At 75.4% G+C, this 25955-nt stretch carries 27 protein-coding genes; 13 read left to right on the top strand and 14 right to left on the bottom strand.

What is annotated here, in order from left to right; translation table 11 throughout:
* Position 1: 1 nt before the first annotated feature.
* From ACI79D_RS22270 to moaA, 8 genes are all read right to left on the bottom strand, one after another.
* Positions 2–955 carry a hypothetical protein gene (locus ACI79D_RS22270; protein WP_456920691.1) on the bottom strand — a complete coding sequence of 318 codons (954 nt, stop codon included), beginning with the start codon at positions 953–955 and terminating at the stop codon, positions 2–4.
* Between the two features lie 108 nt (positions 956–1063).
* On the bottom strand, positions 1064–1393 hold the full coding sequence (locus ACI79D_RS22265; protein ID WP_456920690.1) for a hypothetical protein: 330 nt from the start codon (positions 1391–1393) through the stop codon (positions 1064–1066).
* A 133-nt stretch (positions 1394–1526) separates the two neighbouring features.
* Positions 1527–2042, bottom strand: a complete 516-nt coding sequence (locus ACI79D_RS22260; protein WP_456920689.1) for a GAF domain-containing protein — start codon at positions 2040–2042, stop codon at positions 1527–1529.
* Between the two features lie 58 nt (positions 2043–2100).
* Positions 2101–2304 (bottom strand): hypothetical protein, encoded by a 204-nt coding sequence (locus ACI79D_RS22255; RefSeq protein WP_456920688.1) that lies wholly within the window; start codon positions 2302–2304, stop codon positions 2101–2103.
* 36 nt (positions 2305–2340) lie between these two features.
* Positions 2341–3366, bottom strand: a complete 1026-nt coding sequence (locus tag ACI79D_RS22250) for a hemolysin family protein (protein ID WP_456920687.1) — start codon at positions 3364–3366, stop codon at positions 2341–2343.
* Positions 3359–4732 (bottom strand): hemolysin family protein, encoded by a 1374-nt coding sequence (locus tag ACI79D_RS22245; protein ID WP_456920686.1) that lies wholly within the window; start codon positions 4730–4732, stop codon positions 3359–3361. Before ACI79D_RS22245 ends, ACI79D_RS22250 begins: the two co-directional genes overlap by 8 nt.
* A 78-nt stretch (positions 4733–4810) precedes the next feature.
* A complete protein-coding gene (locus ACI79D_RS22240) occupies positions 4811–5050 on the bottom strand; it encodes a MoaD/ThiS family protein (protein ID WP_456920685.1) in 240 nt (79 codons plus the stop codon).
* Between the two features lie 8 nt (positions 5051–5058).
* Entirely contained in the window at positions 5059–6111 is a 1053-nt protein-coding gene (moaA, locus tag ACI79D_RS22235; protein WP_456920684.1) for a GTP 3',8-cyclase MoaA, read from the bottom strand.
* A gap of 170 nt (positions 6112–6281) precedes the next feature.
* Here moaA and ACI79D_RS22230 point away from each other — a divergent pair, with 170 nt between their 5' ends.
* Both ACI79D_RS22230 and ACI79D_RS22225 read left to right on the top strand, forming a co-directional pair.
* On the top strand, positions 6282–7541 hold the full coding sequence (locus ACI79D_RS22230; protein ID WP_456920683.1) for an MFS transporter: 1260 nt from the start codon (positions 6282–6284) through the stop codon (positions 7539–7541).
* Positions 7542–7615: 74 nt separating this feature from the next.
* Positions 7616–8443 carry an aldo/keto reductase gene (locus ACI79D_RS22225; protein WP_456920682.1) on the top strand — a complete coding sequence of 276 codons (828 nt, stop codon included), beginning with the start codon at positions 7616–7618 and terminating at the stop codon, positions 8441–8443.
* Between the two features lie 52 nt (positions 8444–8495).
* On the opposite strand, the gene ACI79D_RS22220 is transcribed toward ACI79D_RS22225, so the two are convergent.
* The 3 genes from ACI79D_RS22220 to ACI79D_RS22210 all read right to left on the bottom strand — a co-directional run bounded on the left by ACI79D_RS22220 (position 8496) and on the right by ACI79D_RS22210 (position 10629).
* Positions 8496–8870: a GntR family transcriptional regulator gene (locus ACI79D_RS22220; RefSeq protein ID WP_456920681.1), complete on the bottom strand. Its 375-nt coding sequence runs from the start codon at positions 8868–8870 to the stop codon at positions 8496–8498.
* A gap of 5 nt (positions 8871–8875) precedes the next feature.
* Positions 8876–9748, bottom strand: coding sequence for a hypothetical protein (locus tag ACI79D_RS22215; protein ID WP_456920680.1), 873 nt, complete (start codon positions 9746–9748; stop codon positions 8876–8878).
* Positions 9749–9819: 71 nt separating this feature from the next.
* Positions 9820–10629 (bottom strand): DUF3097 domain-containing protein, encoded by an 810-nt coding sequence (locus tag ACI79D_RS22210; RefSeq protein ID WP_456920678.1) that lies wholly within the window; start codon positions 10627–10629, stop codon positions 9820–9822.
* 318 nt (positions 10630–10947) lie between these two features.
* Between ACI79D_RS22210 and ACI79D_RS22205 the strand changes: the two genes are divergently transcribed.
* The 7 genes from ACI79D_RS22205 (at position 10948) to ACI79D_RS22175 (ending at position 17211) form a co-directional block, all read left to right on the top strand.
* Positions 10948–11943: a DUF2382 domain-containing protein gene (locus ACI79D_RS22205; RefSeq protein ID WP_456920677.1), complete on the top strand. Its 996-nt coding sequence runs from the start codon at positions 10948–10950 to the stop codon at positions 11941–11943.
* 114 nt (positions 11944–12057) lie between these two features.
* Positions 12058–12972, top strand: coding sequence for an AAA family ATPase (locus tag ACI79D_RS22200; protein ID WP_456920676.1), 915 nt, complete (start codon positions 12058–12060; stop codon positions 12970–12972).
* 184 nt (positions 12973–13156) lie between these two features.
* Positions 13157–14203, top strand: coding sequence for a vWA domain-containing protein (locus ACI79D_RS22195; protein ID WP_456920675.1), 1047 nt, complete (start codon positions 13157–13159; stop codon positions 14201–14203).
* Between the two features lie 68 nt (positions 14204–14271).
* A complete protein-coding gene (locus ACI79D_RS22190; RefSeq protein ID WP_456920674.1) occupies positions 14272–15393 on the top strand; it encodes an XdhC family protein in 1122 nt (373 codons plus the stop codon).
* A gap of 218 nt (positions 15394–15611) precedes the next feature.
* On the top strand, positions 15612–15878 hold the full coding sequence (locus ACI79D_RS22185; protein WP_456920673.1) for a helix-turn-helix domain-containing protein: 267 nt from the start codon (positions 15612–15614) through the stop codon (positions 15876–15878).
* Positions 15875–16567, top strand: coding sequence for an ATP-dependent Clp protease proteolytic subunit (locus tag ACI79D_RS22180; protein ID WP_456920672.1), 693 nt, complete (start codon positions 15875–15877; stop codon positions 16565–16567). The genes ACI79D_RS22185 and ACI79D_RS22180 overlap by 4 nt, the downstream gene beginning before the upstream one ends.
* 53 nt (positions 16568–16620) lie before the next feature.
* Positions 16621–17211: an MOSC domain-containing protein gene (locus tag ACI79D_RS22175; RefSeq protein ID WP_456920671.1), complete on the top strand. Its 591-nt coding sequence runs from the start codon at positions 16621–16623 to the stop codon at positions 17209–17211.
* Here ACI79D_RS22175 and ACI79D_RS22170 read toward each other — a convergent pair.
* From ACI79D_RS22170 to ACI79D_RS22160, 3 genes are all read right to left on the bottom strand, one after another.
* Positions 17165–18100 carry a vWA domain-containing protein gene (locus tag ACI79D_RS22170; RefSeq protein ID WP_456920670.1) on the bottom strand — a complete coding sequence of 312 codons (936 nt, stop codon included), beginning with the start codon at positions 18098–18100 and terminating at the stop codon, positions 17165–17167. The two genes, ACI79D_RS22175 and ACI79D_RS22170, sit on opposite strands and share 47 nt — an antisense overlap.
* Before the next feature lie 143 nt (positions 18101–18243).
* On the bottom strand, positions 18244–19137 hold the full coding sequence (locus tag ACI79D_RS22165) for an AAA family ATPase (RefSeq protein ID WP_456920669.1): 894 nt from the start codon (positions 19135–19137) through the stop codon (positions 18244–18246).
* A 126-nt stretch (positions 19138–19263) separates the two neighbouring features.
* A complete protein-coding gene (locus ACI79D_RS22160) occupies positions 19264–20385 on the bottom strand; it encodes an NDMA-dependent alcohol dehydrogenase (RefSeq protein WP_456920668.1) in 1122 nt (373 codons plus the stop codon).
* A 157-nt stretch (positions 20386–20542) separates the two neighbouring features.
* On the opposite strand from ACI79D_RS22160, the gene ACI79D_RS22155 reads away from it, so the two are divergent.
* The 4 genes from ACI79D_RS22155 (at position 20543) to ACI79D_RS22140 (ending at position 25752) form a co-directional block, all read left to right on the top strand.
* Complete coding sequence (locus ACI79D_RS22155) at positions 20543–21985, top strand: bifunctional 3-(3-hydroxy-phenyl)propionate/3-hydroxycinnamic acid hydroxylase (RefSeq protein ID WP_456920667.1); 1443 nt, start codon at positions 20543–20545, stop codon at positions 21983–21985.
* A 63-nt stretch (positions 21986–22048) separates the two neighbouring features.
* A complete protein-coding gene (locus ACI79D_RS22150) occupies positions 22049–22576 on the top strand; it encodes a hypothetical protein (RefSeq protein WP_456920666.1) in 528 nt (175 codons plus the stop codon).
* Between the two features lie 125 nt (positions 22577–22701).
* A complete protein-coding gene (locus ACI79D_RS22145) occupies positions 22702–23904 on the top strand; it encodes a cysteine desulfurase-like protein (RefSeq protein ID WP_456920665.1) in 1203 nt (400 codons plus the stop codon).
* Between the two features lie 183 nt (positions 23905–24087).
* Positions 24088–25752, top strand: a complete 1665-nt coding sequence (locus ACI79D_RS22140; RefSeq protein WP_456920664.1) for a multicopper oxidase family protein — start codon at positions 24088–24090, stop codon at positions 25750–25752.
* Positions 25753–25955 lie beyond the last annotated feature (203 nt).

Raw genomic sequence — 25955 nt, 5'->3', positions numbered from 1 at the left:
TTCAGGAGTCGACCAGCACGACCTCGTACCGGTCCGCGGTGGGCGGGAGCCCGGTGTCGAACTTGGCGTTCACGACCGCGAGCCGGTGGTCGAACCAGACGGCCGTGGACGGGGTCTGGAAGGCGTCGTCGGTGATCACCTCCTCGACCGTGCCGGAGGTCAGGTCGCGGCTGAGCCGGACCTGGGTCACCTGGTTGCTGTTCTGCACCGCCCAGAGGTCCCGGCCCCTCGACACGATGCCGTCCACGCCCGGCACGCCGACCCCGTCGATCACCGCGCTGCTGCCCGTCTCCGGGTCCACGGTGAGCAGCTGTCCCCGGCCGGAGTGCGCGACGACCAGGGTGGCCCCGTCCCGGGTGGCGACGATGCCGTTGAGGTTGAACTGTCCGCTGGTGTCGGCCGCCGGGCCGCTGAGCTCGAGCGTTCTCGGGTCCCCCGGTTCGCCGTCCCGGCTGACCGGCACGAAGAACAGGGCGGCGCGCCGGCTGTCGGTGAACCAGGCGCCCTCGTCCGTGACGGTCACGTCGTTGATCGCGGTGGTGGGCGGGGCGGCGTCCGCGGGGGACGGGGGAGTGAGCTGGGGGGTCGCGAGCGTGTCCCCGCTCCCGGCGTCGTACACGTACGCCTGGCCGGTGAAGCCCCCGGCGACGAACAACAGCCCGTGCCGGCGGTCGACGTCCATGCCGACGGCCATCCGCTGCTCGTCGTCCGGGACGTCGATGAACAGCTCGGCGGTCCCCTCCTCCAGGTCGCCGCGGAAGACGTCGCCGCGGAAGAGGTCGCCGGCGTAGAACGTGGCGCCCCAGTGGGCGATCCCCTCGGCGGAACTTGCCCCGGGCAGCACGATGACGTCGGCTCCCGGGGAGGCGGCCGCCGGGCCGCCGGTGCCGACCACGAGGGCGAGGACGGTGCCCAGCGTGAGGGTCGGGGAGCGGGGGAGCGCGGACCTGGGCATCGGGGCCTCCTGGTCGCAGCCGCGAGGAGCGGCCGGGACCGAGACGTGGGTCCCGGCCGCCTCACGATGGCACCGCCGGCCGCCCCGCGGTAGGGCCGCGCGGCCCGGTCAGTCCGCGGGGTCGAGCCGCGCTTCGACGATCTTGGTCGCTCCGGCGGCGCGGGTCTCCACCCCCTGGGTGCGCTCCCGGACGCGGTCGAGCATCTCGGTGTCGCCGATCGGCATCGTGGCGACCAGGCGCTGCGCCCGGTCGACCTCCGGGTGCTCGAGGACGGCGTCGACGAGCGAGCTGCGGGTGCCCGGGGGCAGCTGCCCGGACTCCACGTGCAGCGCGGAGTGCGCCACGCCGGAGTCGTCGGGCGGCTCGATCTCCGCGGCGGCCAGCACGCGGCCGTCGGCCTCGACGTGGACGGTGGGGCGGTCGTCGGATCCGGTCATCGCTGGTCTCCGCATGCTCGGAGGAACGGCCTCGAGGGCCTGGACACGGCCCCGGTCCGCCCGGGGCCCGGCGACGGCGCGACGCTGCACGGTCGGCACCAGGGTGGACCGGATGTCCGTCGGTGTCACGCGGTCAGCGGAGCACCGAGCCCGGGGGTGCCGGCGGCGGTGGCGGGTCCGGGACCATCCCGGTGGCCATGAGCGTGCTGATCATCCGGGCGACCAGCTCCACCAGGGGCAGGTCGCGGGCCGCGCTGCGCGGCTTGGCCCGGAAACCGATGGCGCACACCGTGCCGAACAGCTCGCCGTCCGCCGTCACCAGCGGGACGCCGAGGTAGGCGGCCACCCGCTGGACCGGTCCGAGCGAGCGCGAGGCGTACTCGGGGACGGCGGCGGTCACGGTGGCCACCCGCGGCGCCTCGCCGGAGACCATCAGCCGGCAGAAGCTCTCCTCCCACGGCAGGGACGCGCCGCGCGGCAGCACGTCCGTCGGGAACGCGTGCAGCACCACCTGCCGCCCGTCGACGACGCGCGTGACGACGCAGACGTCCCACCCGAGCTGCTCGTGCAGGAACCTCAGCGCGCCGCAGGCGACGCCGCCGAAGTCGCGCCAGGGCGCCATGTCGGCGATCCCCGGTCCGGCAACCACGTGCTCCGACATCCCCCCGGACCCCTTCCGGTCACCGGGCCGCGCCCGGCGACGTCCCTCAGTGGTCCTGGTCGGTCCCGGAACCGGGTCGCCGGTGTGCGGCCTCCTCGCGCTCGGCGGCCTCCTCCTCGGCCTCGCCCTCCAGGCGCCGGGCCTCGCCCGCGACCTGCGCGGCGGCGTCCCCGTGCGACTCGCCGTAGACCTCCTCGGCCCGGCCGAGGAGCTCCTCGGCCTTCGCCCTGGCCCTGCCCCAGATGCTCATGCGCCCATTCTCGACCGTCGGCGCGCTCCCGGCGGGTCAGCGGTGCACGGCGTCCCGGATCTCGCCGACCAGCTCCTCGAGGATGTCCTCCAGCGCGACCACGCCGAGCACCACGCCGTCCTCGGTGACCGCGGCCAGGTGCGCGCCGCCGGCCTGCATGGCCTGCAGCGTGGAGCGCAGGTCCCCGGTGGCCGGCACGCGGGGCAGGGGGCGGGTGATGTCGGCGACCCGGACGTCGGGGTCGCCGTCGGCCACCAGCACGTCCTTGACGTGGACGTAGCCGGCGAGCCCGGCGCCGCGGACCACGGGGAACCGGGAGAAGCCGGTGCGGGCGGCGGCGCGCTCGACGGCGAGGGCGCCGTCGTCCCAGCGCACGGTGGTCAGCCGGTCTCGGGGGATGAGGACCGAGCGGGTGTCGCGGTCCTCGAGGGTCAGGGCGCCGGTCAGCAGGTCGTGCTCGCGCTCGTCCAGCATCCCGCCGGCCCGTGACTGGTCGAGCAGCCCGGCCACCTCGTCGCGCGTGAAGGAGCTGGTCACCTCGTCCTTGGGCTCGACCCGCAGCAGCCGCAGCACGGCGTTGGCCAGCGCGTTGAGCGCGACGATCACCGGCTCCAGCACCCGCACGACCGTGGCGAGGGCGGGCGCGAGGGCCAGCACCGCGCGGTCCGGGCCGGCCAGGGCGAGGTTCTTGGGGACCATCTCGCCGATCACCACGTGCAGCGCGACGACGGCGAGCAGCGCGATCGCGAAGGCGATCGGGTGCACCAGCGCCTCGGGCACGCGCAGCGCGTCGAACACCGGCTCGAGCAGGTGCGCGACGGCCGGCTCGCCGATGGCGCCCAGGCCCAGCGAGCACACCGTGATGCCCAGCTGCGCGCCGGCCATCATCAGCGACACCCGCTCCATGGCCGCCAGCGCGGTGCGGGCGCGGCGGGAGCCGGCCTCGGCCAGCGGCTCGATCGACGAGCGCCGCGCGGAGACAAGGGCGAACTCCGCGCCGACGAAGAACGCGTTGGCCAGCAGCAGGACGACGGCGATCAGCACCCCGATCCAGTCAGCCACGGAGGGCCTCCCCGGCGCCGAGCGCGCCGACCAGCGCGCGGTCGACGCGGGTGCCGTCGAGGCGCTCGACCTCGACCCAGACGCCGCCGGGGTGCCCCTCGGCCCCGGCCGCCAGCTCCGGCGGCAGCTGCCGCGCGGCGGTGACCCGGTCGCCCGGCTCGGGGATGCGGCCGAGCCGGTGCAGCACGAGGCCGCCGATGGTCTCGTAGTGCCGGTCGGTGGGGACCGGCAGCCCGGTGAGCGCGCTGACCTCGTCGGGCCGCAGCAGCCCGGACACCGACCACACGCCGTCGCCCCGCTCGACGACCTCGGCGGTGACCGCCGCGTCGTGCTCGTCGGAGACGGCCCCGACCAGCTCCTCCACCAGGTCCTCGACGGTGACCACGCCGTCGGTGCCGCCGTACTCGTCGATCACGACGGCCATCTGCAGCCCGCCCCGTCGCAGGTCGACCAGCAGGTCGTCGAGCGGGCGGGAGGTGGGCACGAACAGCGGCGGCACCATCACCCGCTCGACCGGCACCGTCGCCCGCTGGTCCCGCGGCACGGCGAGCGCGTGTTTCACGTGGACCATCCCGTGCACGTCGTCCGCGCCGGAGCCGGACACGACCGGGAACCGCGAGTGCCCGGACTCCCGTGCCGCGGTCAGGACGGCGGCGACCGGGGCGCCCGCGGACACGGTGGTCATCCGGGTGCGCGGCGTCGAGACGTCGCTGGCCCGCAGCTCACCGAAGGCCAGCCCGCGTTCGAGCAGGGTCGCCGTCCCGGCCGGCAGCGTGCCCACGGTGCGCGAGCGGCGGACCAGCGAGGTGAGCTCCTCCGGCGACCGGGCGGAGGCCAGCTCCTCCTGCGGCTCGACGCCGAAGGCCCGGCGCAGGATGCCGTTGGCCGCGCCGTTGAGCACCCGGATGACCGGCGACGTGGCGCGGGTGAAGCCGCGCTGGAAGCCGGACACGGCCTCGGCCACCCGGAGCGGCTGGGCGATCGCCAGGTTCTTGGGCACCAGCTCGCCGAAGACCATGGTCAGCACGGTCGCCAGGACCAGCGCCAGGGTGATCGACACCGACCGCGCGGCGGCACCGGACAGGCCCAGGTCGCCCAGCGGGCCCTCGAGCAGCGCGGCGATCGAGGGCTCGGCGACGAAGCCGATGGCCAGGTTGGTGACGGTGATGCCGAGCTGGGCGCCGGACAGCTGGGTGGAGAGCGTCCGCAGCGCGGACAGTGCCGTGCCGGCGCGGCGGGAGCCCGCCTCGGCCGCCCGCTCCACGGTCACCCGGTCGACGGTGACCAGGGCGAACTCGAAGGCGACGAAACCGGCGCAGGCGAGGACGAGCAGGACGCCGACGACGACGAGCAGCCACTCGGTCATCGAGGGGTCCGCGCGGGCGGGCTCCGCAGGCGTTCAGGGCAGGGGGGATGGTGAGGCAGCGCCTGCACGGGTGGGGGATCAACCTCCGGCGAACGGGGGCAGCACGTCGACGACCGCCCCGGGCTGCAGGACCAACGAGCGGTCCCGCGTCTGCGTTCCGTCGACGAGGAACGAGCAGGCGGTGAGCACCCGCTCCAGCTTCTCGCCGTGGGTGTCGACGATCTGCCCGACCAGCTCCTGCAGGGTGCCGGCGCTGCGTTCCTCGGTGTCGACGCCGGCCGCCGCGCGGGCGCCGGCGAAGTACCGGACGGTGACCATGGGTTTGCTCAGCCCCCGATGGCCGACATGGGCCGGGACGGCTGCAGGAAGCTCGGGTCGTCGATGCCGTGCCCGGGCAGCTTGCCGAGGGTGGCGATCCGCCAGCGGTCGGCGAGCTCCTCGTCGGAGGCGCCGTCGCGCATCGGCGTCCGCAGGTCGGACTCCTCGCGGGCGAACAGGCAGTTGCGGACCTGCCCGTCAGCGGTCAGCCGGGTGCGGTCGCAGGTGCCGCAGAACGAGCGGGTCACCGAGGCGATGACGCCGACGGTGGCCGGGCCGCCGTCCACCAGCAAGCGCTCGGCCGGCGCCGAGCCCCGCTCCTCGGTGTCGGGGGTGAGGGTGTGGGCGGCCGAGAGCCGCTCGAGGATGTCCTCCGCGGTGACCATCTGCCCGCGCGTCCAGGCGTGGTGGGCGTCGAGCGGCATCTGCTCGATGAACCGCAGCTGGTAGCCCTGCTCCAGGCAGAAGTCCAGCAGCGGGACGGCGTCTTCCTCGTTGATCCCGCGCAGCAGGACGGCGTTGACCTTGACCGGGGTGAGCCCGGCGGCCTGCGCGGCGGCCAGGCCGGCGAGCACGTCGTCGAGCCGGTCGCGGTGCGCCAGCTGCTTGAACCGGTCGCGGTCGAGGGTGTCGAGGCTGACGTTGATCCGGTCCAGCCCGGCCGCGGCGAGCGCGGGGGCGACGCGGGCCAGGCCGATCGCGTTGGTGGTGAGGCTGACCTCGGGCCGCGGCCGCAGGGCGGTGGCCGCCTGCACGATGCCGACCAGGCCGGGCCGGAGCAGCGGCTCGCCGCCGGTGAAGCGGACCTCGCGGATGCCCAGCTGCTCGACGCCGATGCGGACCAGGCGGGCGATCTCGTCGTCGGTCAGCACCTCGACCTTGGGCAGCCAGTCCAGCCCCTCGGGGGGCATGCAGTAGCTGCAGCGCAGGTTGCACCGGTCGGTGAGGGAGACCCGCAGGTCGGTGGCGACACGGCCGTGCCGGTCCACCAACCCGCCGGTACCGGGGACCGGGTCCGGGCGGCGCACCACCGGGTCGGGCAGCGGCGTCGTCGAGGTCACGCCCCGAATGTAGTGGCGGGAGCCGACATCGCGCCGCCGTCCGGCGCGGGACCGGTCCGCGCGGAAACCGGCGGCGGGCTGTCGGCCGCCGTTGCTACGGTCGGCGGGCCACCCGAGAGTCCGGCGGGCTCACCCCGCACTCGCCTGTGGCCAGGAAGCGCGAGAAGTCCGTGTCACCCCGCACCGTGTTCGCTCCGTACGCCCGTCTGTTCGCCGTGCCCGGCTCGGTGGCGTTCTCCTTCGCCGGCTGGGTCGCCCGCCTGCCGATCCCCATGCTCGGTCTCGGTGCCGTGCTCCTCGTGGCCGGGAAGACCGGCAGCTACGGGCTGGCCGGCGCGGTCTCGGGCACCCTGGCACTGAGCTTCTCGGTCGCCAGCCCCCAGTGGGCCCGCGCGATGGACCGCCGCGGCCAGGGCGTCGTGCTGCGCTGGGCGATGACGGCCTACCTGCTCTCCGGGGTGGGCTTCGTCGCCGCGGTGACCGCCGGGGCCCCGCGCTGGTCGTGGTTCCTGCTGGCCGCGGTCTGCGGGGCCAGCGGGCCCAACATCGGCTCGCTCGTGCGGGCCCGCTGGGCTGCGGCGCTCGAGGACGCCCGCGGGCGGCAGACCGCCTTCGCCCTGGAGGCCGTCGTCGACGAGGTGGTCTTCGTCGTCGGCCCGCCGCTGGTCACCCTGCTCGCCACGCTGGTCGCCCCGCCGGTCGGCTTCCTCACCGGCATCGTCCTGGGCTCGGTCGGCGGCTTCTGGCTGGCCGGGCAGCGCGACACCGAGCCGGCCGTGCACGAGCCCGACCCCGCCTCGCCCGCCCGCAGGTGGGCCGCCCTCAACGCCACGGTGCTGGTGGTCTCGGCGACCTACGTCGCGGTCGGGGGCGTGTTCGGCGCGGTGGACGTCGTCGTGGTCGGCTTCGCCGCCGCGGAGGGCGTCCCGGCGCTGGCCGGCCTGGCGCTCGCCGTCTACGCGGGCGGCAGCCTGGTGGCCGGCCTGCTCTACGGCGTCCTCCGGCTGCCCGGCACGCTGGCCACCCGCTTCCTGGCCACCGCGGTCGCCTTCGGCCTCGCCGCCCAGCTCATGTGGGGCGTGGGCTCGCTCGTGGTCCTGGTCGGCGTCGGGTTCCTCGCCGGCCTGACGATCGCCCCGGTCCTGGTGTCGGGGACGTCGCTGGCCGAGTCGCGGGTGCCGCGCGCCGCGCTCACCGAGGCGCTGTCCTGGACCACGACCGGGCTCACCCTCGGGGTGACCGCCGGCTCGGCGCTGGCCGGCGCGGCCGTGGACGCGTGGGGCGCGGAGACCGCGTTCGCCGTCCCGGCGCTGGCCGCGGCGGGCGCCGCCCTCCTCGCGCTCGCCGGCGGGCCGCTGCTGCGCCGTCCGGCGCGGTCGGCCGGTGTGCCCCCGGACACTGCACGGGTTGACGACGGCGTCAAGGGGTAGGCGTCTCCCGCGGGCGGCCCCCCGTCGTGAGCGCCGCCCTCCCCGATCCGAGAGGAACCGTGCCTGTGGCCAGCGTGCCCACCATCCGACTGAACAACGGCGTCGAGATCCCCCAGCTGGGCTTCGGCGTCTTCCAGATCCCGCCGGACCAGACCGCCGAGGCGACCCGCACCGCGCTCGAGGTCGGCTACCGGCACATCGACACCGCGCAGATGTACGGCAACGAGAAGGGCGTCGGCGAGGCCGTCCGCACCTCCGGCATCCCGCGCGAGGAGGTGTTCGTCACCAGCAAGCTGAACAACAACCGGCAGACGCGCGACGACATCCTCCGGTCCTTCGACGAGAGCCTGGCCCAGCTCGGCTTCGACCAGCTCGACCTCTTCCTCATCCACTGGCCGCTGCCGACGGTCAGCGACTACGTCGCCCGCTGGAAGGTGATGGAGGAGATCTACGCCGGCGGCCGGGTCCGCGCGATCGGCGTCTCCAACTTCCAGCCGCACCACCTGCGCAACCTCTTCGGCGCCACGGAGGTCCGGCCGGCGGTCAACCAGATCGAGGTGCACCCCTACCTGGCCAACGACGAGGCGCGCACCTTCGGCGCCGAGCACGAGATCGTCACCGAGGCCTGGGCGCCCATCGCCAAGGGCAAGGTGAACGACGACCCGGCGATCAAGGAGGTCGCCGAGAGCCTGGGCAAGACCCCGGCCCAGGTGACCCTGCGCTGGCACGTCCAGCGGGGGGACGTCGTCTTCCCGAAGTCGGTCACCCGCAGCCGGGTCGAGGAGAACTTCGCGATCTTCGACTTCGAGCTCGACCAGTCGCAGATGGCGGCGATCAGCGGCCTGGACCGCGGCGAGCGCACCGGCCCCGACCCGGACAGCTTCGACTACATCCCCGGCTGACCGTCTCGAGCGGAGTGGATCTGTGCGGGTCACCTGCCCGGATCCACTCCGCTCAGCGCGTCTGGAGCAGGGCCGCCCGCACGATGGCCAGCACCGTCTCGCCGTCCACGCCCAGGGACCGGGCCTGCACGGCCAGCTCGCCGGCCGTCCGGCGCAGCTGCTCCTCCGCCGGGGCCGCGGGACCGCGGCCGGTGACCACCGTGCCCGTGCGGCGGCGGCTGGCGACCAGGCCGGCCGCCTCCAGCTCGGCGTAGGCCCGCGCCACGGTCCCGGTGGCCACGCCGAGGTCGGCGGCCAGCGCCCGCATGGCCGGCAGCCGGGCGCCCTCGGGGAGCAGGCCCGCGTGCACGTAGGCGGCGATCTGGCTGCGGATCTGCTCGTACGGCGGGACCGCGGCACCGACGTCGACGGTGATGTCGAGCGCCATCGCCGTCAGGCTCGGACGGCGGGCTCGCCGGCCGGCACCCCGGGCGCGCGGACGCAGGCCACCGCCACCCCCGCCAGCAGCGCGGCGAACCCACAGCCCCCCACGCCGACCCCGACGGCGCCGAGCACCTGCTGCCCGGTCGCGGTGGACACGCTCCACAACGAGCTGCCGGCGGCGCCGAGCAGGCCACCGGTGACCACGAGCGTCGCCGCGGCGGCCCCGCGCAGCACCCGGTGCACCGAGGCCCGCCGCAGGGCGGCCTCCACGCGCTCGTCCTCGGTCGTCACCGCCGGCCGGGTGGCGACGATCCACAGCGCTGCTGCCGTGAGGGCCGCGAGCAGGAGCAGCCCGAGCGTCGCCGGGCGGCCGTAGAAAAGGCCGGGGAAGGGGCTCGCCGTCGACCGGACCGGCCCGACCTCGACCAGGAGGCTGCGGCCGTCGGGAGCGGCCAGCACGGCACCCAGCGCGATCGTGGCGGCGGCGGCCAGGGCGGCGACGACCGTCGTCCGCACCAGCCAGCGCGGCGCGGCGTCCAGCAGCCCGCGGCGCTCCAGCCGGGCCCGGCGCACCGTGCCCTCCGGCCGCGGCCAGGCCAGCTCGGCCAGGCCGAGGACGACCGTGTGCAGGACGCCGAACGTGATCGGCACGAGCAGCGCGGTGACGCCCAGGCTGCCGGGGCCGCCGTCGTCCAGCCGGGTGGTGCCCACCCACAGCGCGCCGGCTGCCCCGGCGACGAGGGCGGTCGCGGAGCCCAGTCCGGCGTGCCGCCGGGCAGCGGCCACGGCCCGTTCCCGGCTGGGCGGGGTCCTCCGCAGGACGCCGGGAACGACGAGGGCCGCCACCGCGGCGACGATCGGCAGCAGCAGGACCAGGCTCACGGCGCCCCCATGTCACTCAATCAATCAAGTGATTGGGACAATGGCATCCCGGCCCGGCCGGGACAAGGGGGTCAGTCGGTGGTGACGAAGTCGATGAGCTCCTCGACCCGGCCGATCAGGGCCGGCTCCAGGTCGGTCCAGGTCCGCACACGGGCGAGGATCCGCTGCGCCCAGACGTAGCCGGTGTCGTCCTCCCAGCCCAGCCGGCGGCAGACCCCCTCCTTCCACGACTCGCCCTTGGGCACCGTGGGCCAGGCGTGGATGCCGACCACCTGCGGCTTGACCGCCTGCCAGATGTCGATGAACGGGTGCCCGACGACGAGCGCGTGCTCGCCGGTCACCTGGTCGGCGATCCGGGACTCCTTGGACCCCTTCACCAGGTGGTCGACCAGCACGCCCAGCCGCCGCCCCGACGCCGGGCGGAACTCCCGGACGATCGCCGGCAGGTCGTCCACGCCGTGCAGCGGTTCCACGACGACGCCCTCGATGCGCAGGTCGTGGCCCCAGACCTTCTCGACCAGCTCGGCGTCGTGCTTGCCCTCGACGTAGATGCGGCCCTCGCGGGCGACCCGGGCCCGCGCCCCGGCGACGTAGGTCGACCCCGACGCGCTGCGGGTCGGGGTCACCGGCGCCGCGGGCTTGGGCCGCACCAGCACGACCGGCCGGCCGTCGACCCAGAACCCGGGCCCCAGCGGGTAGGCGCGGACCTTCCCGAACCGGTCCTCCAGGTGGACGACGTCCTTCTCGCAGCGCACGACCGCGCCCACGAACCCCGAGCTCGGGTCCTCGACGACGAGGTCCCGCTCGGCCTCGACCTGCGGGGTGGGCTTCTTGACGGTGCGCGGGTGGACCAGGTTGTCGTACGGCGAGCGGGGAGGCACGCCCTCCAGGATGAGCAGCCGGGGGCCGGTCGGCGGTGGCGACGCGCCGGGAAGCGGGGCGAGACGACACGCCCGGCCGAGGATTCGTGACCCTCCGTGCCCAGCCGGTCCATCCGGCACCGAAACGCCGGTTGCCCGTCGGTGGCGCCCTCGTGGACCTGCGCGAACGCGCACCCCCGGGTCCCGAGGTCGTCGCCGGCGGGCGCCCGGGACCGGCCCGCCCGGGCGTGTCGATGAGCGCGTGTCCGTTTCGTGACCTCACTCCTGGTCACCCCTCCCGCGACCGTGTCACCAGCTCAGTTGGGAGCGACAACGACGATGATCGGAACCGACGCCATCAGCCGCGTGATCGGCAAGGACGTCTACGACGAGTCGGGCGACAAGATCGGCTCGGCCTCGGAGGTCTACCTGGACGACGAGACCGGTCAGCCGGAGTGGGTCACCGTCCGCACCGGCCTGTTCGGCACCAAGGAGACCTTCGTCCCGATCCGGCAGGCCGACCTCACCGACGACGGCCTCCGGGTACCGGTCAGCAAGAGCGCGGTGAAGGACGCGCCGAAGATCGACACCGAGGGCCACCTGTCGCCGCAGGAGGAGCAGGAGCTCTACCGCTACTACGGCATGGACTTCGGCTCGGGGAACGTGGGCCGCACCGACACGACCGTCGGCCGCGTCGACCAGGCCGGGACGGCGGGGACGAGGACCGGCACCGAGTCGACCACCGGGATGGCGACCACCGGGATGGCCGGCCAGGGCATCGCCGACCGCGACCTGACCGACCGTGACCGCGGTGCCGTGACCGACCGCGACCGCGACCTGACCGGCGCGGACGCCGGCACCGGGCGGCACACCGACACCCGCGCCGCGGTCGGCCACGACACCTCTGGCCCGACGACGGACAACGCGATGACCCGCTCCGAGGAGCAGCTCAACGTCGGCACCCGCAGCGAGGAGGTCGGCCGGGCCCGGCTGCGCAAGTACGTCGTCACCGAGAACCAGACCGAGACGGTGCCGGTCTCCCGCGAGGAGGTCCGGGTCGAGCGCGAGCCGATCACCGACGCCAACGTGGGCAACGCGCTGGACGGCCCCGCCATCAGCGAGGAGGAGCACGAGGTGACCCTCCACGCCGAGCGCCCGGTGGTGGAGAAGGAGGCCGTGCCGGTCGAGCGCGTGCGCCTGGACAAGGAGACGGTCACCGACACCGAGACGGTCTCCGCCGACGTCCGCAAGGAGCAGATCGACTTCGACGACGCGCAGGGCACCGGCCGGCGCGGCGACGCCCTGGACCGCGACCGGGACGGCCGGATCGGCTGACCCGACCGCCCTGCAACGGCGCCCGCCCGGCTCGTCGGGGCGGGCGCCGTCGCGTGCAGGGCCCCCGCCCCGCCGGGGACCGCGCCGGGACACGGCAGGTGGGATGCTCGGACCGTGAGTGAGACCACGCTGGAACCGGTGTCGGCCTCGGACGGCGGGTTCGCCGGGCCGGACGAGCTGGCCGCCGCCCTCGAGGGCACCGGCTACCTCCCCGACGAGGGGCTGGCCACCGCGGCCTACCTGGCCCTGACCATGCACCGCCCGCTGTTCCTCGAGGGCGAGGCCGGCGTCGGGAAGACCGCGCTGGCCCAGGCGCTGGCGCAGGTGACCGGCCGGCCGCTGTACCGGCTGCAGTGCTACGAGGGCCTGGAGGCCAGCCAGGCGCTCTACGACTGGGACTTCGGCCGGCAGCTGCTGCACCTGCGCGCCGCGGAGGCCGCGCACGCCACCGGCGACACCGAGACCCTCGAGGCCTCCCTCTACGACCGCCGGTTCCTGCTCGCCCGCCCGCTGCTCCAGGCGCTGGAGGACTCCCCGAGCGTGCTGCTGGTCGACGAGGTCGACCGCGCGGACGACGAGTTCGAGGCGTTCCTGCTCGAGGTCCTCTCCGACTTCACCATCTCCATCCCGGAGCTCGGCACCATCCGGGCGGTCACGCCGCCGCTGGTGGTGCTCACGTCCAACCGCACCCGCGAGGTGCACGACGCGCTCAAGCGGCGCTGCCTCTACCACTGGCTGCAGCACCCCGACTTCGACCGCGAGGTCGCCATCCTGCGCACCCGGCTGCCGCAGGTGACCGAGCAGCTCGCCCGCGAGGTGGCCCGCGCGACGGCGAAGCTGCGCACCCTCGACCTGCTCAAGCCGCCCGGCGTCGCGGAGGCGATGGACTGGGCGACCGCGCTGCACACCCTGGGCGCCCGCGACCTCGACCCGGACGTCGCCGCGCGCACGTTGGGCGCGGTGCTCAAGTACCGCGAGGACACCGACCGGGTGCACGCCCTGGCCCGGGGGGCGCTCTTCGGTGGCTGAGAGAGGACCTCTGCAAGGACCCTGTCCCCCTCACCGCTCGCAGGCTCGCGGCGGGCCTCTGGACAGGGCCGCAGGCCCCTCGCACGCTCGGGGTGGGTCCCTGGACGAGGCCGCCCTCTCGTCTCGCCGGCGGGACGTCGTCGACACGGTGCTGGGCTTCGCGCGCACCCTTCGCCACGCCGGGGTGGCGGCCAGTCCGGACCGGGTGGAGGCGATGCTGGCCGCGGTCGGCGCGCTCGACGTCCTCGACGCCACCGACGTCTACTGGGCCGGGCGGCTGACCCTGTGCGCCGGCCCCGACGACCTGGACCGCTACGACGCCGCCTTCGCCGCCTTCTTCGGCGGCGAGGCGCCGCGGCCGACCCGCTCGGCGGCGCAGCCGGAGCGGGTGCTGGCCACCACCGCGCCGCTGGAGGCGGGCACCGGTGCGGGCGAGGAGGGCGAGCAGCCGCCGGAGCTGGCCGGGCGGGCCAGCGCCGACGAGGTGCTGCGACACCGGGACGTCGCCGAGATGACCGTGGCCGAGCGCGAGCACCTGCGCCGGTTGTTCGCGCTGCTGGTGCCCGCCTCCCCGATGCGGGCCTCCCGCCGCCGGCGGCCGAGCGCGCACGGCGCGGTGCACGCCTCCCGCACGGTGCGCCGGGCGCTGCACGACGGCGGTGAGGTCACCCGGCTGCTGCACCGCCGGGCCCGGCCGCGCCCGCGCCGCGTCGTCCTGCTCGTCGACGTGTCGGGGTCGATGAGCCCCTACGCCGACGCCCTCCTGCGGTTCGCCCACGCCGCGGTGCGCGCGCACCCGGCCGCCACCGAGGTGTTCACCATCGGCACCCGGCTCACCCGCGTCACCCGCGAGCTGCGGCTGCGCGACCCGGACAAGGCGCTCGCGGCCAGTGGCACCGCCATCCCCGACTGGTCCGGGGGCACCCGGCTGGGCGAGGTGCTCAAGGCGTTCCTGGACCGGTGGGGGCAGCGCGGCACGGCCCGCGGCGCGGTCGTCGTCCTGTGCAGCGACGGGTGGGAGCGCGGCGGCACCGACGTGCTCGCCGAGCAGATGGCCCGGCTGCACCGGCTGGCGCACGCGGTCGTGTGGGTCAACCCGCACAAGGGCCGCGAGGGCTACGAGCCGTTGACCGCCGGGATGCAGGCCGCCCTGCCGTTCGTCGACGCCTTCGTGGCCGGGCACAGCATGGCGGCGTTCGAGGAGCTCGCGGGAGTGATCTCCCGTGCCTGAGGTGTTGAGCGGAGTACGACGGTGCGGGTTTCCTGCACTTCCACACTCCGCTGGGAGAAGAGGCAGCGATGCGTGACGTGCTCGACGACCTGGTCGGCTGGTGGCAGGCGGGCGAGACCGTCGGGATGGGGACGGTGGTCGCCACCTGGCGTTCGGCGCCGCGCCCGGCCGGCGCCTCGATGCTCGTCGGACCCGACGGCACCGCCGTGGGCAGCGTCTCCGGCGGCTGCGTCGAGGGCGCGGTCTACGAGGAGGCCAAGGACGTCGCCGAGAGCGGCGTCCCGACCCTCGAGCGGTACGGCGTCAGCGACGACGACGCCTTCGCCGTCGGGCTGACCTGCGGCGGGATCCTCGACGTGTTCGTCGAGCGGGTCTCCCGCGAGTCGTTCCCCGAGCTGGGCGAGATCAAGGAGTCGGTCGACCGGCACGAACCGGTCGCCGTGGTCACCTGCGTCGCCGGCCCCGAGGACCGCGTGGGCAAGCGGCTGGTCGTCTGGCCCGACCGCAGCTCGGGCACGCTGGGCCTGCAGCGGCTGGACGACGCCGTCGCCGCCGACGCCCGCGGGATGCTCGCCGCCGGTCGCACCGGGCAGATGCACTTCGGGCACGACGGCGAGCGGCGAGGCGACGACCTCACGCTGTTCGTCAACTCCTTCGCCCCGCCGGCCCGCATGGTGGTGTTCGGCGCGATCGACTTCGCCGCGGCGGTCGCCCGGGTCGGCGCGTTCCTCGGGTACCGGGTCACCGTCTGCGACGCCCGCCCGGTGTTCGCGACGCCCAAGCGCTTCCCGGACGCCCACGAGGTGGTCGTGGAGTGGCCGCACCGGTACCTGCAGGCCGAGGTGGACGCCGGGCGCATCGACGAGCGCACCGTGCTGTGCGTGCTCACCCACGACCCGAAGTTCGACGTCCCGCTGCTGGAGGTCGCGCTGCGGCTGCCGGTGGCCTACGTCGGCGCCATGGGGTCGCGGCGGACGCACGAGGAGCGGCTCGCGCGGCTGGCCGACGCCGGGCTGGCCAAGGAGGAGCTGGCGCGGCTGTCCTCGCCGATCGGCCTGGACCTGGGGGCCCGCACCCCCGAGGAGACCGCCATCTCGATCGCGGCGGAGATCATCGCGGGGCGCTGGGGCGGCTCGGGGGAGCGGCTGACCGGCATCGAGGGTCCCATCCACCGGACCGCGGAGCGCTGAGGGCCAGCCGTCCACGGCCCCGCGCCTCGGTCCCCGGGCGCCGCCTCGGGCGCTGTCCGCCCCGAGCCCGGCCCCAGCCCGACGTTGCTGCCCGGCCCCACCCCGGCCCCAGCCGGGGCGAGAGGCGGGGCGGCGCGGGGTGCGAGGGCCGGGGCGCTGCGTGGTGCGGCAGCCGCGGCGGGTTCCCGGTATAGCGGAAGAGGTATACCGTTCCTGCTATGCCGCCGCAGCGCCGCAGCCGGTTCCCGGGCCTCGAGGGGCTCGCCGACCGTCGGCGCGGCCTCATCGAGGAGCTCGTCCGGCTCCGCCAGGAGAGTGAGCTGAGCCAGACCGAGCTCGCCGCGCGCATGGGGACCTCGCAGTCCGCCGTCGCCCGGCTGGAGAGCGGTGAGCTCGACGCGCGGCTGTCCACGCTGGAGCGCTACGCGGCCGCGCTGGGCCGCACCGTCGACTGGCAGGTCCGACCGTCGGAGGAGTCCCCATGACCGTGCCCAGGAACACCTTCCCGCCCCTGCCGCCACAGCCGCCGGAGCCGCCGCGCCCGCGGCACGACCCGTGGCACCCCGAGCCCCGTCCGGCCGCGCCCGGGCCGGTGTCGGCGTCGGCCTCCCTGGTCGTCGGCGGACGGGACTGGCTGGCCGAGCGGCTGATCGAGCGGCGGGTGGTGGCTCTCGGTGGGCACCTGGACGCCGAGGCGGTCAACCAGGCCGTCGCCGAGCTGGCGCTGCTCGACGCGACCGGTGACGGACCGGTCCGGCTGCAGCTGTCCGGGGTCGGCGCGGACCTGGACGGCGCCCTGACCCTGGTCGACGCCCTCGACCTCATGGGCGCCCCCGTGCACGCCACCTGCCTGGGCACCCTGACCGGGCCCGCGGTGGCCGTGCTGGCCGTGGCCGACCGCCGGCTGGTCGGCCCGCACGCGATGGTCCACCTGGCCGAGCCGCGGGCGCCGCGCGGCCTGCCCGGGTCCGACGTCGAGGCGTGGGCCGCCGAGTACGCCCGCCGGCTGCACCGGCTGCAGGAGCGGGTCGCCGACGCCTGCGGGCGCCCGGTCGAGGAGGTCGCCGCCGACATGCGCGCCGGCAAGCTGCTCGACGCCCCCGAGGCCCGCGCGTACGGGCTGGCCGACGAGGCGGAGCCGACCCCGCCGCCGGGTGCCGGGCCGATCCTCTGAGCGCCCTGCCGTACCGCTACGACGTCGAGGTCGTCGGCCTGCTCGCCTCGCCGGTGCACCGCTACGGCGGGCGGCCGGGTGCCGAGGTCGCCGACCAGGACGGCGACCGGCGCGGATCGATCGAGGTGCGCGCCGGGATCGGTGTGGTGGGCGACCGCTACGCCGGCCGGCCCGCGCACCGCGACGCCCAGCTCACCGTGATCGCCGTCGAGGCGCTGGAGGCGCTGGCCGCCGAGCTCGGCGTGCCGCCGTTCGACCCGCTGCTGACCCGGCGCACCGTCGTCCTGCGGGGCGCGGAGGTGGAGGCGCTGCGCGGGCAGGAGTTCGCCCTCGACACCGGCGCCGGCCCGGTGCGGCTGCGGGGCGGGCGGCCGGCCAACCCGTGCGCCTGGATGGACGTCGTCCTCGCGCCGGGGGCCCACCGCGGGCTGCGGGGCCGCGGCGGGGTGCGCTGCGCGGCGCTGTCCGACGGCGTGCTGCGGCTCGGGCCCGCCGTCCTGACCTCCGCCGTCCCGCTGGACCCGGCCCGCGCGGGCGACGCCGTCCGGCCGGTCAGCGGAGTGCCACGGCGCGGAGAACGCGCCCCTCTCACTCCGCTCAGCCCAGGAGGGCCCGCACCGCGGCCGGGGCCTGCGTCGGCCTGAGCAGCGGCGCGACCCGGCCGTCACCGGCGGCGGCCAGCGCGGCGCAGTGGGCCACCGACTCGGGCTCCTCGGACAGAGAGAGCACGTGCAGGTGCGCCCCGGCGCGGGCCAGCGCCGCCGCGGCCGGGAGGGGGTCGGGGCTGTCGGTCGGCATCCCGTCGGAGAGCAGCAGCACGTCGCGGGCGGCGGCGCGGGAGCGGGCCAGCTGGGCCGCCGCGGTGCGCAGGCCCAGGTCGAGGTCGGTCGTGCCGCCGCCGTCGAGGTCGAACAGCCGGTCGATGACGGTGTCGGTGCGCGGGTCGGTGGACAGCGGCCGCAGCACGACCGCCTGCGACCAGAACGCGACCACGCCCAGCTCGTCACCGGCTCGCATCCGCTGGGCCAGCGCCGAGGCGGTGAGGACGGCGACGGCCAGCTCGTCGCCGGCCACCGAGCCGGAGGCGTCCACGAGCAGGACGCACGCCCGGCCGGTGGAGCGCCAGCCCCGCGTGTGCAGGTGCTCGGCCCGCCAGTGCGGCTCGGCGCCGCGGGCGGCGAGGGTGGCGTCCAGGTCGATGTCGCTGCCGGTCTCGTCGCGGCGGGTGACCACCCGGCGGGTGCCGGGGCGGTCGGGCACGCCGGCGCGCGGCGTCCCCACCGGCAGCCGGCAGGCCAGCGCCCGGGCGGCCGCGCGCAGCGCCGGGTCGAACGCCCGCCCCATGGCCGTCAGCAGCCGGTTGGCAGCGTCGGGGTCGCGCGCGGTGAGCTCGGCCATCGCCTCCTCGTCGAGCTCGCCCAGCTGCGGGGAGACCTGCTGGAACTCCGGGTGGGACCGGGACAGCTCGTCGCGACCGGCGCGGCGGGCCTGGTGCTGCTTGAGCAGCTGCTCGACGTCCTCGGCGTCCTCCACCGGCGCCGGCTGCGGAGGACGGCGTCCCGGGGGCTCGCGCAGCCCGCCGGCCCCCGGTGGGGGTGGGAGCGGCTCGGCCGGCGCGTCGGGCTCCCCGTCGGACCCGCCCGCCTCCTCCGTCTGCTCGCCCGGCTCCTCGGGCGTCAGGCTTTTCCCAGCTCCTCACCCGCCCGGCGCCAGATGTCGGCGACGACGTCCTCCACCGGGCGCGCGGTGCCGTCGGCGAGGGTGACCTTGCCGGTGAGCGCGGCCAGTGCGGCGTCCAGCCCGGTGCCGTCCTCGACGCCCTCGTGCCCGCGGACGGTGGCCAGCTCCAGCGCGATGAGCACGGTGTCGATGGCGCCGCGGACCGAGGACCCGATGCGCAGCTCGGGGTGGTCGCGGGTGATCCGCACGGTGCGCACCGCGCGGGCCACCAGCTCGTCCGGTCCACCGGTGGCCGCGGCGACGACGGCGAGCTCGGCCTCCTCGTCCTGGTAGCCCATCGCCACGCGGCAGGAGCGGTCGTAGAGCGCCGGCGTCACCCGGGCGGTCCCCACCGCGTCGAACGGGTTCATCGCCGCGACCAGCCGGAACGTGGGACGGGCGGTGACCCGGCCGAACCGGGGCACGTGCATCTCGCGCTCGGAGAGCACCCCGAGGAGGACGTTCATCGTCTCCTCGGGCACCCGGTTGAACTCCTCCACGTAGAGGATCGCGCCGTCGGTCATGGCGCGGGTGAGCGGGCCGGGCACGAAGTTCTCGGCGCGGTAGTCCTCGGTCAGCACCCGGGAGGCGTCGTGGTGGCCCACCAGCCGGGTCGGGGTCAGCTCGGCGTTGCCCTCGACCAGCACCAGCGGCACCCCGGCGCCGTCGGCGAGCGAGCGCAGCAGCGTCGTCTTGCCGGTGCCGGGCGGGCCCTCCAGCAGGACGTTGCGGCCGGCCGACAGGGCCGCCGCGACGACCTCGGCCTCACGGATGCGGGCGACCACCCGCTCGCGGGCGACCCGGACCATGCCGGTCACGTCGAGCCGCCGGGCGGCGGTGGCGGTGCTCACGAAGGTGCTCCTCTTGGCGTGGACGTGCGACCGGGGCGCCCCCGCAGGGAGCGCCCCGGCCCGGTCGGAGGCCCCGTCCCGGGTCCCACCCTGAGCCTGCGCAGGGTGGGAGGACGGGGTCCTTCTTCAGTCGTGGATGATCACGCCGCGGATGTTCTTGCCGGCGTGCATGTCCTCGTAGCCCTGGTTGATCTCGTCGAGCTTGTAGCGGGTGGTGATCAGCTCGTCGAGCTTGAGCTTCCCCTCCTGGTAGAGCCGCAGCATCTTCAGCATGTCGGAGCTGGGGTTCTGGTCGCCGAACAGCGCGCCGCGGATCTCCTTGGTGAACAGCGCGAACATGCTGGGGTTGATCGGGATGCCCTTGTCGGTGAGGTCGCCGAGGCCGGTGATGACGACCCGACCGCCCTTGCCGATCGCCTCGAACGCCTGGGCGACGTGCTCGCCCTTCAGCACCCCGACGGTGACCAGCGCCTTGTCCGCGCCCTGCCCGTTGGTGACGCTGCGGCCGAAGTCGGCGGCCTCCTCGATGCTGGCGAAGGCGTGGGTGGCGCCGAGCTCCTGCGCCTTCTCGCGCTTGAACGGGATCGGGTCGACGGCGATCACGTGGCTGGCCCCGGCGTGCGCCGCACCCTGGACGGCGTTGATGCCGATGCCGCCGATGCCCATGACGATCACCGTGTCGCCGGCGCGCACCTCGCCGGCCTGCACCGCGGTGCCCCAGCCGGTGCCGACACCGCAGCCGACGAGGCAGGCCACCTCCAGCGGGATGTCGTCGGGGATCTTCACCGTCGAGCGGACGTCGACGGTGGTCACCTCGGCGAAGGTGCCCAGGCCGCACATCTGGCCGACCGACGTGCCGTCGGAGGTCTGGAAGCGGAAGCTCTCCGCGTCGTCCCAGCGCGAGCCGACGAGCAGGTTGGCGCCGGAGTCGCAGATGTACTGCTGGCCGTTCGCGCAGTAGCGACAGCGGCCGCAGCCGGGCAGGAACGAGAAGACGACGTGGTCGCCCTCCTTGAAGCCCGGCGTGTTCGGGCCGACCGCCGTCACGACGCCCGCACCCTCGTGGCCGCCCAGCATCGGGTAGTGACCGACCGCCATGTCGCCGGTGGCGATGTGGTCGTCGGAGTGGCAGAGGCCGGAGGCCGCCACCTTGACCTGGAGTTCGCCGGTTCGCGGGTCGTCCGCCTCCAGCTCGACGACCTCCCACTGGCCGGGAGCGGAGCGCATGATCGCTCCACGCGTGTTCACGGGCACGTGTGACCTCCTCGTCGCCCTCAGCGCTGAGGGCCGCCTGCATGCTCGAGCGCATGACCGTGCTGGGACGTTATGGCGCGCGTCACACACATGGGAAGGGAGCTGCAACGTTCTCGCTACCCCCGCTTCCGCAGGCTGGGAGAGTTGCGCCGTGTCGCTGGACCCGGTCGTCGTCGTCGGCGCCGGGCCGGTGGGGCTGACCGCGGCGCTGCTGCTGGCCCGCCGGGGCCTGGACGTGGTCGTCCTGGAGCGGCGACCGGCGCCGTACGGGGGTCCGCGGGCGGTCCACCTGGACGACGAGGCGCTGCGGGCCCTGGCCGACGCCGGGGTCGCCGAGGAGTTCCTGTCGCTGAGCCGGCCGATGAGCGGACTGCGGCTGCTGGACCGCCGCGGGCGCACGCTCGCGGAGTTCCGCCGCTCGGCCCCCGCCGGCGCGCACGGCTGGCCGCAGGGCTCGATGTTCCACCAGCCCGACCTGGAGCGGGTGCTGCTGGCCGCCGTCCGGCGGACCCCCGCCGTGGAGCTGCGCCTCGGGGCCGAGGTCACCGGGCTGGCCCAGGACGACGGCCGGGTCGTGCTGACCGTCCTCGGGCACGGGGGCCCCACGCCGCTGGCCGCCGCCGCGGTGCTCGGCTGCGACGGCGCCAACAGCACGGTCCGCCGGCTGGTCGGCGCCCGGATGCGCGACCTCGGCCCGCCCGCCCGCTGGCTGGTGGCCGACGTCTGCTCCGACGCACCGCTGCCGGTGTGGCCGGGCGTGCACCAGGTCTGCGACCCGGACCGACCGGCGACGTTCATGCCGGTCGCCGGCGACCGCTACCGCTGGGAGTTCCGGCTGTGGCCGGGGGAGACCCGCGAGGCGCTCGCCGCCCGGCTCCCGGCGCTGCTGGCCCCGTACGGCGCGGCCGCCGCCGAGGTGGTGCGCGTGGCCGAGTACGTCTACCGCGGGCAGGTGGCCGACCGGTGGCGCGACCGGCGGGTGCTGCTGGCCGGCGACGCCGCACACCTCACCCCGCCGTTCATCGGGCAGGGGCTCGGGCTCGGGTTGCGCGACGTCCACCAGCTGACCTGGAAGCTGGCCGGGGTGCTCACCGGGACCGCGGGGGAGGCGCTGCTCGACACCTACCAGGCCGAGCGCGAGCCGCACGCGCGGGCGATGGTCCGGCTGGCGCTGCTCGTCGGCCGGCTGATGACCGGGGGAGGGCGCTCGGGTTCCGCCGTCCGCCGGGGGCTGCTCGCGCTGGCCGGCCGGCTGCCGGCGGTCGCGGCGTTCGCCACCGACAGCCGCACCCCGCCGCTGCGCCGCGGCCCGCTGGTGGCCCGCCGCGGCCGCGCCGGACGGCGGCTGGCCGGGACGCTGCTGCCCCGCGCGCCGGTCCGCGCCGGCGGGCGCACCTGCCCGGTGGACGACGTGCTCGGCGCGGGGACGGCCAGGCTGCGGCTGCTCGCCCCGGGCCGCCTGGCGGTGCGGCCCTGGGGCGGCCCCGAGGTGCGGGTGGACGACGTCGACGGCGTCCTCACCGGATGGCTGCGCCGGGCCGGGGCCGCGACGGTCGTCGTCCGCCCCGACCGGGTCGTCGCGTCGGCCGGCTGACCTCGTGCACCCGACCGGGTGAGCGGCCGCGCCGGATGGTGACGCAGCGTCGAGCATGGCCGGGTGGGCAACTGGCTGCTGCGGGCTCCGTGGTGGGTCCTGTCCCTCGTCACCGGCGGCTTCTTCGGCGTCGCCATGGCGCTGTTCGGCGCGCTGACGCAGGAGGAGAGCTGGCCGGTCGCCGTCGTCGGCGGCGTCCTGGCGGGGGTGCTCTTCGGCGCCGTCATGGGCCCGCTGCTGGCCCGGCAGAACCGCCGGTTCCAGGAGAGCGTCGGGACGTCCTCGGCGGGTGACCTGCGGCGCGCCCGGCGGGCGGCCCGCGGTGGACCCGTGCCGGCCGATCCCGAGCAGCGGGCCCTGGCCCACCGGCTGGTCACCACCCAGCTCGGCGAGCTCCGTCGGCGGCAACGGTTCAGCGTGACCGTCTTCTCGGTGTTCCTGGTGCTCGAGGTGGTCATGGCGGTGGCGCGCTCGCCCTGGTTCTGGCTGGCCGCCGCGTTCTTCGCGGCCATGCTCGCCCTGGTGCTGGTCCTCCCGCGCCGGCTGGAGCGGCGGGCCGCGGCGCTGGCTCCTCCCGACGGGGAGGGCTGACCTCCGCGCGCTGTGTGCACGCAGCGTGGTCTCGGCGCGGTTCTGCGCACGCTGCGTGCACAACCGGCGGACGGTGCCGGCCGCCGGCGGGGCGCCCCGCGGCGGGACCTGGGCATGCTGTCGCGGTGCGCTACGACGTCGACGCCGTCCGTGCCCGATTCCCCGCCCTGGCCGCCGGGACCGCCCACTTCGACGGCCCGGGGGGCTCGCAGGTCCCCGACTCGGTGGCCGCGGCGGTCGCCGACACGCTGACCTCGCCGATCGCCAACCGCGGGCAGGTGACCGAGGCCGAGCGCACCGCCGACGACGTCGTCCTGGCCGCGCGCCGGGCGGTCGCCGACCTGGTCGCCGGCGACCCCGGAGGCGTGGTGTTCGGCCGCAGCATGACGCAGCTGACCTACGACCTCTCCCGCACGCTGTCGGCCGGCTGGGGACCGGGCGACGAGGTGGTCGTGACCCGGCTGGACCACGACGCCAACGTCCGGCCCTGGGTGCAGGCGGCGCAGGCCCGCGGCGCGACCGTCCGCTGGGCCGACTTCGACCCGGCCACCGGCGAGCTGGCCCCCGAGGCGGTGGCCGCGGTGCTGTCCGGCCGCACGCGGCTGGTGGCGGTCACCGGTGCGTCCAACCTCCTCGGCACCCGGCCGGACGTCGCGACGATCACCGCCCTCGCCCACGAGGCCGGGGCGCTCGCCTACGTCGACGGGGTACACCTGACCGCGCACGCCGCGGTGGACGTCGCCGCGCTCGGCGCCGACCTCTACGCCTGCTCGCCGTACAAGTTCCTCGGCCCGCACTGCGGGTGCGTCGTCGCCCGGCCCGACCTGCTGGAGACGCTGCACCCCGACAAGCTGCTGCCCTCCACCCACGCCGTTCCTGAGCGGTTCGAGCTGGGCACCCTCCCCTACGAACTGCTGGCCGGTACCACCGCGGCGGTCGACTTCCTCGCGGGGCTCGGCGGCCCCGAGGGCGACCGGCGCGTCCGGCTCGAGGCGGGGATGGCCGCGGTGGAGCAGCACGAGGACCGGCTGCGGGAGCGCATCGAGGACGGCGTCCGCGCCCTGCCCGGTGTCACGCTCTGGTCCCGCGCGGCGCGGCGCACGCCGACGTTGCTGATGACCTTTCCCGGCCGGGACGCCGCCGACGCCTACCGGTTCCTGGCCGCGCGTGGGGTCAACGCCCCGGCCGGCTCCTTCTACGCGATCGAGGCCTCCCGCCGGCTCGGCCTCGGCGACACCGGCGGCCTGCGGGTCGGGCTGGCGCCGTACAACGACGACGCCGACGTCGATCGGCTGCTGGCCGGGCTGGGGGAGTGGCTCGCCGCCTGAGCTGCGGCGACGGGTGCGCCCCGGACCCGGCCATCACGCTGCGTGAGGACGCGACGGGGCACCTCCCGGTTCCCCCCAGGACAGGGCGGTGTACCCGCCCCACCTCACGGGTGACGTTGCGGCATGCAACCAGCGGAGTCTCCTCCCGCACACCGCCCGCGGGGGACATCGGAAGGAGACACCGTGCCCAGCAACCTCTCTCGCCGCGACGCACTGAAGGTCGGTGCCTTCGGCGCCACCGCGCTGGCCCTGCCGTTCATCCCCGTGCTCAGTGCCAAGTCCGTGTCGCAGTTGGCCCCCAGCAAGCTGCCCAAGCCCTACACGCTGCCGTTCACGACCCCGCCGGTGGCGCAGTCGCGGTCGAACCCCGCCTACCCGGGTGCGGCGTTCTACCGGATGGAGCAGCGACTGCTGACCCCGGAGATCATCCCCGGCTTCACGACGCCGGTCTTCGGCTACTTCGACACCATCGGCGGTGCCGGCGGCACACCCGGGCCGACGATCCGCGTGCAGCAGGGCCAGACCGCCGTCGTCCGGCAGGCCAACAGGCTGCCGGAGACCCACCCCGCCCTGAAGTACCGCGACTGGACCTCCACCCACCTGCACGGCTCGCCCTCGCGGCCGCAGTACGACGGCTACGCCAGCGACATGACGCAGCCGGGGGAGTGGAAGGACTACGTCTACGAGAACCGGATGAGCGCCCGCACGCTCTGGTACCACGACCACGGCGTGCACCACACGGCGGAGAACGCCTACATGGGCCTGGCCGCCATGTACATCAGCACCGACCCGGTCGAGCGGGCGCTCCCCCTGCCCAAGGGCGAGTTCGACGTCCCGCTCGTGCTCGGCGACAAGGCGTTCACCTCCACCGGCGCGTTGCTCTTCGACGACAACAGCCACTCGTCGACGTTCGGTGACGTCATCCTCGTCAACGGCGTCCCCTGGCCGAACATGCAGGTCAAGCGCCGCAAGTACCGGTTCCGGATCCTCAACGCCTCGGTCTCCCGCGGCTTCAAGCTCGCGCTGAGCGACGGGACGCCGTTGACGGTCATCGCCACCGACGGCGGCCTGATGCCGGCTCCGCAGACGGTGCCGAGCTTCCGCATCGGCATGGCCGAGCGGTACGAGGTGGTCATCGACTTCGCGAAGTACAAGAAGGGCGCGAAGGTCCAGCTGAAGAACCTGGGCGTGCCCAACGCCACGGACTACGACAACACCGACGAGGTCATGCAGTTCGAGGTCCTGGACGACACCGGGCCGACGACGGACAACGCCGTCCCCAGCGTGCTCGACCCCACCGCGGCCCGCGGCGTGATGAGCCTCAAGACGCAGGGCGCGGTCAGGCGGACGATGCGGCTCGAGCGAAACAACGGCGAGTGGGAGATCAGCGGCGTCACCTGGAAGGACATCGAGGACTCCGGGTTCACCCTGGAGTTCGCCACCCCGCAGCCCGGGGCCACCGAGCTGTGGACCATAGAGAACCGGTCGGGCGGCTGGTTCCACCCGTTGCACATCCACCTCGTGGACTTTCAGGTGGTCAGCCGCAACGGGTCGCCGCCGCCGGCGCACGAGCGTGGTCCCAAGGACGTCGTCTACGTCGGGGAGAACGAGAAGGTCGACCTCCTCATGCGGTTCCACCCCGCCAACGACCCGAACTCCCACGACCCCGGAAGTCGGCCGGAGGAGCTCGCCTACCCGGCCGACCGCGGGCGGTACATGGTCCACTGCCACAACCTCACCCACGAGGACCACGACATGATGACCCAGTTCTGCGTGGGCGAGGACTCGGCCGACGTCGACCCGATCAACGCCGCGAAGGCGACGAAGGACGCCGAGCCGGACGACTGAAGAAGGACCACCCTCCCCCACGCCTCGCACGCTCGGCGCGGGTCCCTGGAGGGTGGCCGTTCCAGGACGTCACCAGCCGCGGGGGGGGGGGGGGGGGGGGGGGGGGGGGCCGGGGGGGGGGGGGGGGGGGGGGGGGGGGGGGGGGGGGGGGGGGGGGGGGGGGGGGGGGGGGGGGGGGGGGGGGGGGGGGGGGGGGGGGGGGG

This window comes from Geodermatophilus sp. SYSU D00708, from assembly GCF_054050115.1.
The sequence above is the reverse complement of the archived record's forward strand: the minus strand, read 5'-3'. Positions and strand labels throughout refer to the sequence as shown.